A 10356-nucleotide genomic window follows, 5' to 3' on the forward strand; every position below is an offset into this window, starting at 1 on the left:
GCCGTCGTGGGGGCGGTGCCGCGGGCCGTGGGGATGACGGCGGCTGTCACGGTCTGCCGGACGGGGCGGGGCCCGGGATCACCACCGGCGCGGCGGGGACGTGGTCGCAGTCGTCCCGGGCCGGGACCGGCCAGGCGGTCAGACCGCGGTCCGGCAGATCGACGTAGTCGCAGTCCGCGTCGGCCACGACGCGGCGCGGGGCGAGGCCGGTCAGCCGAGCGGTGACATAGGCGGCGCTGGTGCGGGTGATGTCGCGGGTCAGACCGAGGGGGAGCAGAGCGCGGGTCTCGGCGATCGCCTCGTCCTCACCGGCCCGCAGGACCACCCGGACCTCCGGGGCCACCCCGTGGGCGGCCACGGCGACGGCGATGTTGTCCAGCTCCTCCGAACCGACCGCGGCGAGCGCGTCCGCGCGGGCCAGGCCGAGCCGGGCGAGCACCTCGCGGTCCTCGCCGTGTGCGAGCACCACGGGGATCCGCATCGCACGGGCCAGCCGGAGGTTGGGCGCGGTGGGCTCCCGCTCCACCCCGATGACCGGCACCCCCACCTGACGGAGCGTCTGGCACAGCCGCAGCCCCACCTGTCCGAGCCCCACGACGATCACATGCCCCGCCCGCGGCAGCACCCGCCGCCCCAGCACCCCCACCAGCCGGGCGCCGAGCAGCCGGTCCACGATGCCCGCGGTGAGCAGGGCGGTGAAACCGACCGTCACCAGCATCGCCACCCCGGACACCACCTCGTATCCCGGATGGCCCTCATGCGGAACGGCGGGCCCGACCCCGGCGACCACCCGTGCGGCCTCCAGGAAGGCCGTACTGGCGGGCCGGTGGAAGGCGGTCACCAGCCACAGCCAGTCCAGCACCAGCACCGCGGCGATGCCGAGCAGTCCGATGAGCAGCAGCCGGGCGTCCGCGTCATGGGGCTGCAACTGGCCGCGCAGCCGCCCGAACACGGCGCGCCGCCGCGCCGCCGCGGTGGGCCGCCAGGCCGTGCGCGCCAGATGGCCGTCGGCCCGGCGGACGACCGCCACCGGGCCGTCGGGCCCGTCGTCCCACACTGCCAGCACACCGCGTCCCACACACGGCCCGGCCAGCGACGGCGCCAGCAGATCGGCGGGGGAGACCGTCACGCACCGCCGCAGCAGCGACTGGAGCTGCCGTGCCACGGTGCGGTCGAAGACCGTGGCGACGATCCGCACGGTGTCGCACACATGCCGTACCGCCAGGGCGTAGCGCAGGGCGGACAGATCGTCGCCGACGAGCACCGCGACCCCGGCGGGCCGTATCCCGAGCGCCCGGCGCAGCTCCTGGTCGTCGGGGGCGGTGAGGTGCTGTACGGGGCGGCCGTTCTCCGTGACCGCCGCGCAGACCCGCCGTGCCAGGGTCGTCGCGCCGATGACCACGATCCGGTCGCCGGGGCCCGGATCCCCGCCCTCGTGGCTCCCGCCCCCGTACGTCTCGCCCTCGTACGTTTCCATGGCGTGCTCCCTGGGGCTCCTCCGGTCGGCTCCTCCGGTCCGGTGCGGCTCGGGTCCTCACGCTAGGGCGGCCGCGGGGCCCCGCATGCTGTGCGGCGGACCAAGGTGGCGGCCGCCGCGTTGTGCGGCCGTACGTTGCCCCGGTCCGTCCCGGCCACCGGACAGGACACCGGCCCGGGGCGTCCGGACCCCCGAAAGTCCACGGCACCCCGCGACCGCATTGGCCGTTCGCACAGTCCTCGGCCGGGATGTTGGCGAACTTCACAGGTACGCCGCCGCGGACCCCTGCCTACGCTTGCGCACATTCATCCCGAGTCGCTGTGGTTCATCTCCCACAAGGAGCTCCCGCAAGGAGGCCGAGCGACCCGCGGACACACGGGCCGCCGCCCGTCGACACAGCCGCTTCACGCCCGGGGCTCCGGGACCTGACTCCGGGCCCCGGCCTGCGGACCCGAGCCCGGACTCACCGGCCGGTCTTCCCCTCATGCGCACCGCCGATTGCCGCGCCCCGGCCGCCGGACCGCCGAAACCCTCACCCACCACGCAATGGATGTCGAGATGACTACACGTCCCCCTGCTTCCGTGGCCTCTCCCTCCTCGCCCCCCGGCTCCGCCGGGCCTCCGGGCGGTGGAGCCCCGCATGGATCGGGGCTCCAGAGCGGTCTCAAGAACCGCCATCTGTCCATGATCGCTGTCGGCGGAGTCATCGGCGCGGGCCTCTTCGTCGGCTCCGCGTCCGGTATCGCCGCCGTCGGCCCCGGCATCCTGCTGTCCTACGCCCTGGTCGGCGCGCTGGTCGTGTTCGTGATGCGGATGCTCGGCGAGATGGCGGCGGCCAACCCCACCTCCGGCTCGTTCTCCGCCTACGCGGACCGGGCGCTCGGGCGCTGGGCGGGCTTCTCGATCGGCTGGCTGTACTGGTTCTTCTGGGTCGTGGTGCTGGCCGTGGAGGCGACCGCGGGCGCGGTCATCCTGGAGAGCTGGGTGCCGTCCGTTCCGCAGTGGGCCTGGGCGCTGATCGTGATGGTCCTGCTGACCGCCACGAACCTCGCGTCGGTCGGCTCCTTCGGTGAGTTCGAGTTCTGGTTCGCGGGCATCAAGGTCGTCGCCATCGCCGCCTTCATCATCCTGGGCGCCCTGGCCATCGCCGGTGTGCTGCCCGGCTCCGAGGGCGCCGCGACCGGCTTCGGCAATCTCACCGAACACGGCGGCTTCCTGCCGCACGGCCCGAGCGCGATCCTCAACGGTGTGCTGCTGGTGGTCTTCTCCTTCATGGGCAGCGAGATCGTCACCCTGGCCGCCGGTGAGTCCGAGAACCCGCAGCGCGCGGTCACCAAGGCCACCAACAGCGTGATCTGGCGGGTGGGCGTCTTCTACCTCGGCTCGATCCTGGTCGTGGTGTCCGTCCTGCCGTGGGACTCCAAGACCATCGCGGACAAGGGCAGTTACGTCGCCGCGCTGGACGTGATGGGCATTCCGCACGCCGGTCAGGTCATGAACGTCATCGTGCTGACCGCCGTGCTCTCCTGCCTCAACTCCGGTCTCTACACCGCCTCCCGGATGGCCTTCTCGCTCGGCCAGCGTGCCGACGCCCCGGCGGCCTTCGCCCGGACCAACTCCCGCGGTGTCCCGCAGACCGCGATCCTCGCCTCGGTGGTCTTCGGGTTCGTCGCGGTCGGCTTCAACTACATGTGGCCGGAGACCGTGTTCCAGTTCCTGCTGAATTCCTCCGGTGCCGTCGCGCTGTTCGTGTGGCTGGTGATCTGCTTCTCCCAGCTGAGGATGCGGGGCATCATCCTTCGCGAGGATCCTAGGAAGCTCTTGGTGCGGATGTGGTTGTTCCCCTATCTCACGTGGGTGACGATCGGGATGATCTCGTTTGTGCTCGTCTACATGCTCACCGACGACAGTGAGGGCGGAGGAAGGATCCAGGTGCTGCTGTCCGTACTGGTCGCCGCCCTGGTGGTCGCCATCGCACTGGTCCGCGACCGGATCCGCCCGCACACCGCCACCGCCTCCGCCGACGACGCCGCGGGAATCGCCACCGCCACCGCCACCGAGGAGGACAGCACCAGGGCCCGGTAGCCGAAGTGCGGCGGCCGGGGTGAACGCCCGAGGGCCGGCGGTGTGCGGGGGCACACCGCCGGCCTCCCCCCACCACTGGAAGGTCGCCGACCGAGATGCCCGTCTTCAGACGCCGCAAGGGCAGCCGCCCCCGTCTGGTCCCCGAACTCGACGACGTCCCCCTCGGCCGCGTCCGGCAGCGCCTCGGGGCGAGCTGGGTCCGCGGTGAACTCGACACCACCGTGACCGCCCAGGTGTCCCGGGTGATCGAGGACGCCGGGGAGGACTGGGACCGCAAAGCACACCGGCTCGGTGTGCTCGCCGCGGCCGCCGGGCGGGCGCTGCCCGGGATCTGGCGCCGCCACCAGCCGCACGATCAGAACGCCTTACTGCTGCATGCCTGGTCGGAACTGGTCCAGGCGGGCAGACAGGGCTCCTCCGCCGATCTCGGCGAGGCCCGCGCCACCTGTCTCCAGGCCGCCGATCTGCTCCCCGCCGACCCCACCCCGTGGGTGGTGTACCTGGCCACGCTGCGCCATGAGCGACGGCCCTACCAGGAACTGTCCGCGGTCTGGAAGGAGATCAAGGCCCGCGACCCCTGGAACCGTGAGGCGCACCTCCAGGCGCTGGGCTATCTCTCCCCGGACGAATGCGGTTCCACCGTGCAGGTCGTCGATCTGCTCGACTCGATCCGCTACGGCATGCCCGCCGACGCCCCCGCCGCCGGACTGGAGATGACCTCGATCGTCCGCGGCCACCAGCGCGCCGTGGCCACCGGCGGGCTGGCGGCGATCAGCGCGGGTGACCACTGGCGCCGCCCCGAAGTGGCCTCGGTCCTCGACCGCGCCGCCCAGGACTGGCCCCGCCCCGGTTTCTTCCGCCACGCGGCGGCCCTGGCCGACCTCAACGTCCTGGCCTTCGCCCTGGTCAAGTCCGTCCGTATGGACGAGGCCGCGACCGCCCTCCGCGCCACCACGGGTGTGGCGACCCCCTGGCCCTGGAACGCCGAGGGCGACCCGCTGGAACGCTTCTCGCAGCAGTACGAGCGCCTGGCGAAGACGGGCTCGTAGCCGCCACGAGGGCCCGGAGCACAAACGCCCGGGCCCTCTGCCGGACGTCATTCCCCGCGAATTCCCGCTATGGATATGGCCAGTTGGTACATTCACCCGCGCGCCGGCAGGAAGGCCGGAGCGATTCGGGCGGGATGCCGGGCCGCGAACTGAACCCCCCGCCGCCGCCGGGTCGGACTAGGATCCGGGCCATGGCCCTGACCATGAACGACGTCGAGCGGTTCGAGGCTTCCAGGCCCCGTCTGGAGGCCATCGCCTATCGGCTCCTCGGCTCCGCGAGCGAGGCCGAGGACGCCGCGCAGGAGACGTTCCTGCGCTGGCAGTCCGCCGACGTCGACCGGATCGAGGTGCCCGAGGCCTGGTTGACGAAGGTACTCACCAATCTGTGCCTCAACCAGCTCACCTCGGCCCGCGCGCGGCGTGAGACCTACGTGGGCCAGTGGCTCCCCGAACCGCTGCTCGCCGGGGACCCGATGCTCGGCCCGGCCGACACCGCCGAACAGCGCGAATCGGTCTCGTACGCGGTCCTCACCCTGCTGGAGCGGCTCTCCCCCAACGAGCGGGCGGTGTACGTGCTGCGGGAGGCCTTCGCCTACCCGCACGGGGAGATCGCCGAGATCCTCGACATCAGCGTGGCCGCCAGCCAGCAGATCTTCCACCGGGCCAAGAAGCACGTCGCGGAGGGCAAGGCACGCACCGAGGTCGACGAGGAGACCGCCCGGCGGATCATCGACGAGTTCCTCGCGGCCGCCACCAGCGGCCGGACCGAGCCGCTCGTACGGCTGCTCACCGAGGACTCCTTCGCGGTCGGCGACGGCGGCGGGAAGGTCCCGGCCCGCACCAAGGCGTTCGAGGGCGCCCTCGCGGTGGCGAAGTTCATGCGGGGCCTGTTCAAGCCCAGCAAGGCCAAGCGCGCCCTGGTGGGCGGCTCGCCCGACATCCACGTCACGACCGCCAACGGGAGCCCCGCCCTCGTGGTGGTCGTCGGCGACCGGGTCGTCGGTGTCATGTGTCTGGAGATCACCACCGACGGCATCGCCGCGTTCCGCAACCAGGCCAACCCCGACAAGCTGGAGCGCGCGACGGAGCGTTGGGCGTCCGGCGACCACGGTGAACCCCTGCTGACGGCCTTCTGACCGTGATGTGAGGTGCTTCACATCGCGCTCCTGTCAGGAATCGGCGGGCCGCCCGGTTCAAGGGGCGAATCCGCCCACGACAGGAGTCAGAAATGCAGCACCGCATCGTCGTCCTCGGAGCCGGATACACCGGAGCCATCGCGGCCGGGCGCCTCGCCAAGCGGCTGCACCGCGAAGACGTCGCCATCACCCTCGTCAACGCCGGGCCCGACTTCGTCGAGCGCGTCCGGATGCACCAGCTCGCCGTCGGCCAGGAGCTGGCGCCCCGGCCGTTGAGCACGATGTTCGCGGGCACCGGCGTCACCCTGAAGCTCGCCGAGGTCACCGGTGTCGACGTCGACCGCCGGACCGTCGCGGTCACCACCGCCCACGGTGCCGAGGAGCTGGCGTACGACACCCTCGTCTACGCCCTCGGCAGCGGCTGGGACGACCAGGGCGTCCCCGGCACCGCCGAGCACGCCCATGACATCGCGGGCCGCGCCGGAGCGCTCCGGCTGCGCGAGCGCCTGGCCCGGCTGGACGCCGGACAGTCCGTGGTCGTGGTCGGCGGCGGCCTCACCGGACTGGAGGCCGCGACCGAGATCGCCGAGGCCCGCCCGGAGCTCGACGTCACCCTCGCCGCCCGCGGCGGCCTCGGCGACTGGCTCTCCCCCAAGGGCCGCGACCACCTGCGGAAGGTCTTCGCCAAGCTGGGCATCACCGCGTACGAGCACGTCGCCGTCACCGGCGTCGGGGCCGACCGCGTCACCCTGGCCGACGGCACGTCCGTCCCGGCCGCGGTCACCGTGTGGACCACCGGGTTCGCGGTCCACCCGATCGCCCGGGCCACCACCCTGGAGGTCACCGAGACCGGCCGGATCGTGGTCGACGGAACCATGCGCTCGGTCTCGCACCCGGAGGTGTACGCCGTCGGCGACGCGGCCATGGCGATGGGTCCCGGCGACAAGCCGCTGCGCATGTCATGCGCCTCGGGCACCCCGATGGCATGGCAGGCCGCCGACGCCATCGCGGCACGTCTGACCGGGGGGAAGATGCCGGACGCACCGCTGCGCTACTTCAACCAGTGCGTCTCGCTGGGCCGCCGGGAAGGGCTGATCCAGTACGTCACCGCCGACGACCGCGCCGTCCGGGCGGCCCTGACGGGACGGCTCGCCGCCGTCTACAAGGAACTGGTCTGCAAGGGCGCCGCCTGGGGCGTCGCCAACCCGACGCTCGGGATGCCGGTCCGGCGACGCCGCGTCGTGCGGCAGACGGCCCCCGTCGCGGGTGCGGCGGCCGGGACCCCGGCCTGACGAGCCCGGCGCCCGGGTGCTCCGGGGCGGGGGGCGTCCGGTCCGGCGTCCCCCGGGAGACGTCAGCGGGACGGGCGGGTGTTGAGCCGGGCGGCCTGGCGCGTCAGGTGGTCCCGCTCGGTGAGGCTGGGCGCCTTCCGGGCCGCCTCGGCGTACAGCCGGGCCGCCGTCGCCAGGTCTCCGTCCCGCTCGTGGAGATAGGCCGCCACCGCGGTGTGGCGGGGCAGGGAGTCGTCCAGCTCCGCGAGCGCCGCCAGCCCGGCGCGCGGTCCGTCGGCCTCTCCGACGGCCACCGCGCGGTTGAGCCGGACGACCGGGTTGTCGGTCAGCCGCGCGAGCTCGTCGTACCACTCGACGATCTGCACCCAGTCGGTCTCCCCGGCGGTGGGCGCGTCCGCGTGGAGCGCCGCGATCGCGGCCTGGGCCTGGAACTCGCCCAGCCGGTCACGGGCGAGCGCCGTCTGCAGGATCCCGACGCCCTCGGCGATCGCCCCGGTGTCCCACCGGCCGCGGTCCTGCTCGGCGAGCGGCACCAGGCTGCCGTCCGGCGCGGTCCGGGTGGCGCGCCGGGCGTGGTGGAGCAGCATCAGGGCGAGCAGCCCCGCCACCTCGGGGTGGTCGATCACGGCCGCGAGCTGCCGGGTGAGCCGGATCGCCTCGGCGGCGAGGTCGACATCGCCGGAGTAGCCCTCGTTGAAGACCAGATAGAGGACGCGCAGCACGGTCGCGACATCGCCGGGCCGGTCCAACCGCACGCCCGAGACGGTGCGTTTGGCACGGCTGATGCGCTGCGCCATCGTCGCCTCGGGCACCAGGTAGGCCCGGGCGATCTGGCGGGTGGTGAGCCCGCCCACGGCGCGCAGGGTGAGCGCGACCGCGGACGACGGCGTCAGCGACGGATGGGCGCACAGGAAGTACAGCCGGAGCGTGTCGTCCACCGAGGACACGGGGCCGGGTTCCGGCTCCTCGTCGACGAGGTCCTCACGCCGGCGGCGGGCGGCGTCCGCCCGGGTCGCGTCGAGGAACCGCCGCCAGGCCACGGTGACCAGCCAGCCCTTGGGGTCCCGCGGCGGGTCGGCGGGCCAGACGCGGACCGCCTCGACCAGGGCGTCCTGAACGGCGTCCTCGGCCGCCGCGAAGTCGGCTCCGCGGCGGACGAGGATCCCGAGGACACCTGGTGTGAGGCTGCGGAGCAGGGCCTCATCCACCGGCGTGGCAGTCGGCGACGGTGGGTGCCGCGGTGAGGAACGGACGCACCTCGAGCCATTCGTGGATCGGCTTCCCGCCCTTCCCCGGCGCGGCCGACAGCTCCCCGGCCAGTTCGACGGCGCGCTCGTAGGTGTCGACGTCGATCACCATCCAGCCGGCGATGAGGTCCTTGGTCTCGGCGAACGGACCGTCGGTGACCGGCGGGCGGCCCTCCCCGTCGTACCGGACCCACGCCCCCTCGGGGGCGAGCGCCTGACCGTCGACGAACTCACCGGTCTTCTCGAGCCGGGCCGCGAAGTCGTTCATGTACTGCACGTGGGCCGAGATCTCCTCCGGCGTCCACTGGTCCATGGGAACGTCGTTCACCGCGGCCGGGGCTCCGCGGTAGTGCTTCAGCAGCAGGTACTTGGCCATCGTGGTTCTCCTCGGTGCTGGTGCGACCCATTGTGGTCGCCTTCACCCCGGGGACGGAGCCGGACGCGGGTTCTCGACATGGCGGCCCGAACTTTTTTCTCCCGGTTCTCCCGGTCCTCCCGGTCCTCCCGAGGAGGGGCAACGGCCGTGGATCGGCCGATGGCCCCCGCGAACCCGGCATCGTGTCCGGGGCATCGCGGAGGCCATCGGCGCCCCCTGAGAGCTGGAAGCCCTTAGTAGATCTTGATCCAGGTCAGTTCCTGGTCCAGGCCCTCGATGTCGACGATCGACCGGTTCTTCTCGAGGTGGTACTTCGTGCCACCGAGAATGACGTCGACCCGGTTGTTCCCCGAACTCACGTGGTCCACGTCGTAGATGTTGACACTCCGCTCGCCCGAGTTGGCGTAGCAGAGCGAAGCGGTGCCGTTGTAGTTGGTGATTTTGAGGAAGTCCGTGCGGCTACCGCACTCCGTACGGCTGATCGCCGCAGCCGAACTCATGGGAATGAGCGCGGACAGGGCAACCGTGCCGATGGCAGTGGCCAAAATTCGCTTGAGTGGGGCCTTCATGGAGCGCTCTCCTATGCTCTGGTCAATTGCGCGTGCCAGGCTAGTCGCGCGTTTTCCTTTCGCTGGCCCCGTACTTGCCTGCGGCAAGAGCTACTGGGGAAACCACTAGGAAACGGATATGGGGCTCCGTCTGGCCATGGCTGGTGGAGTAAAGAGCGGGCGCGGTGACGGGCCCATGGGCAGCCACCGTCCGCTCCACCGGCGCCGGAACCGCGGTATACACCGAGGTGGAAGCCTTCCACCGCTACTGCCCCGGTGCGCTGCCCTCCCCGGCATACCCGGCTTCCCCGCCATCGAACCCCGCGCTCCGCGAGCACGGTCAATGCCTCGGTGAACGCACTGCCTACGGGTCCTTCAATTCCCAGGTGCTTTCGGTGTCGGAAGCAGAGCGACACGTCGTGTCGGCTTCTTCGATTTCCGTGCGGTCGTCGCGGCCGATATGAGCTTCGTAGAAGTACTCGGACTCGGTAACGACGACGATCATGTCGAGCGCTCCCGAGATGAATATCCACGGCTCCTCCACCGCCTCACGGACCTGTGCCATCCATTCGTGCGCGGGCACGCGAATCTCCAGCCACGGCACGATCGTGAGATGACTCGCCACGAGTACGCGGTCGGTGACGCCATGGGCGATGAGCAATTCCTCGACCCACTCGTCGAGCCGGGCCGGCGGTACGTCATCGGGCAGCGTCTCCTGCGGCTCCGTGAAGAGGTCCCACGTCCGGCTGACAGCCTCCGCCACCCAGCGGGGTACCGCGCAGGCGTCCACCGCCCGTCCGGTACGCAGCTCACCGAGCCCACGCTCGATCTCCGCCAGGGCAGCCTTCTCCCTGCGCTCCCTGAGCTTCTGCTGCAACCTGCTCTCCACCGCGGCGCTCCTGCGGGTCGTGGGTGTGGTGCTCCGGCACGATCGGCTCGTCGATCCTGCCCGGCCGTGGCTCCCGAACCGACGGCGATCCGCCGCCCACCCCCGTGGGGCGGCGGATCGCCGGTCTAGGTGTGTTGTCCCGAGAGGTTGGTGACGCGGCTGGCTGGGGTGTGGCCGCTGATTCCGGTGTGGGGTCGGTGGTAGTTGTACCAGTCCAGCCAGTCGGGGAACGCTGCCTGTCGTTCGGCGTCTGAGGT

At 71.8% G+C, this 10356-nt stretch carries 10 protein-coding genes; 4 read left to right on the top strand and 6 right to left on the bottom strand.

The window, feature by feature from the left end:
- Positions 1 to 46 precede the first annotated feature (46 nt).
- Positions 47 to 1477 (bottom strand): NAD-binding protein, encoded by a 1431-nt coding sequence (locus NMK44_RS23545; protein WP_254746199.1) that lies wholly within the window; start codon positions 1475 to 1477, stop codon positions 47 to 49.
- Positions 1478 to 2035: 558 nt separating this feature from the next.
- Here NMK44_RS23545 and NMK44_RS23550 point away from each other — a divergent pair.
- From NMK44_RS23550 to NMK44_RS23565, 4 genes are all read left to right on the top strand, one after another.
- The gene (locus NMK44_RS23550; protein ID WP_254746201.1) at positions 2036 to 3562 is read left to right on the top strand and encodes an amino acid permease; all 1527 of its coding nucleotides are present in this window, start codon (positions 2036 to 2038) and stop codon (positions 3560 to 3562) included.
- Positions 3563 to 3657: 95 nt separating this feature from the next.
- Positions 3658 to 4611, top strand: a complete 954-nt coding sequence (locus tag NMK44_RS23555) for a hypothetical protein (protein WP_254746203.1) — start codon at positions 3658 to 3660, stop codon at positions 4609 to 4611.
- A gap of 191 nt (positions 4612 to 4802) precedes the next feature.
- Complete coding sequence (gene sigJ / locus NMK44_RS23560; protein WP_254746205.1) at positions 4803 to 5747, top strand: RNA polymerase sigma factor SigJ; 945 nt, start codon at positions 4803 to 4805, stop codon at positions 5745 to 5747.
- A gap of 92 nt (positions 5748 to 5839) precedes the next feature.
- The gene (locus NMK44_RS23565) at positions 5840 to 7039 is read left to right on the top strand and encodes an NAD(P)/FAD-dependent oxidoreductase (protein WP_254746207.1); all 1200 of its coding nucleotides are present in this window, start codon (positions 5840 to 5842) and stop codon (positions 7037 to 7039) included.
- Positions 7040 to 7101: 62 nt separating this feature from the next.
- On the opposite strand, the gene NMK44_RS23570 is transcribed toward NMK44_RS23565, so the two are convergent.
- The 5 genes from NMK44_RS23570 to NMK44_RS23590 form a co-directional block, all read right to left on the bottom strand.
- Positions 7102 to 8247, bottom strand: coding sequence for an RNA polymerase sigma factor (locus NMK44_RS23570; protein WP_254746209.1), 1146 nt, complete (start codon positions 8245 to 8247; stop codon positions 7102 to 7104).
- Positions 8240 to 8662, bottom strand: coding sequence for a YciI family protein (locus tag NMK44_RS23575; RefSeq protein WP_254746211.1), 423 nt, complete (start codon positions 8660 to 8662; stop codon positions 8240 to 8242). Before NMK44_RS23575 ends, NMK44_RS23570 begins: the two co-directional genes overlap by 8 nt.
- A gap of 233 nt (positions 8663 to 8895) precedes the next feature.
- Positions 8896 to 9162 (bottom strand): beta/gamma crystallin domain-containing protein, encoded by a 267-nt coding sequence (locus NMK44_RS23580; RefSeq protein ID WP_254746213.1) that lies wholly within the window; start codon positions 9160 to 9162, stop codon positions 8896 to 8898.
- Positions 9163 to 9574: 412 nt separating this feature from the next.
- Positions 9575 to 10087: a hypothetical protein gene (locus NMK44_RS23585; RefSeq protein ID WP_254746215.1), complete on the bottom strand. Its 513-nt coding sequence runs from the start codon at positions 10085 to 10087 to the stop codon at positions 9575 to 9577.
- Between the two features lie 137 nt (positions 10088 to 10224).
- Positions 10225 to 10356 (bottom strand): integrase core domain-containing protein (locus NMK44_RS23590; RefSeq protein WP_254746239.1); only part of this gene is annotated, 132 nt, incomplete at its 5' end.

The organism is Streptomyces cucumeris (assembly GCF_024295805.1).
GTDB lineage: Bacteria > Actinomycetota > Actinomycetes > Streptomycetales > Streptomycetaceae > Streptomyces > Streptomyces cucumeris.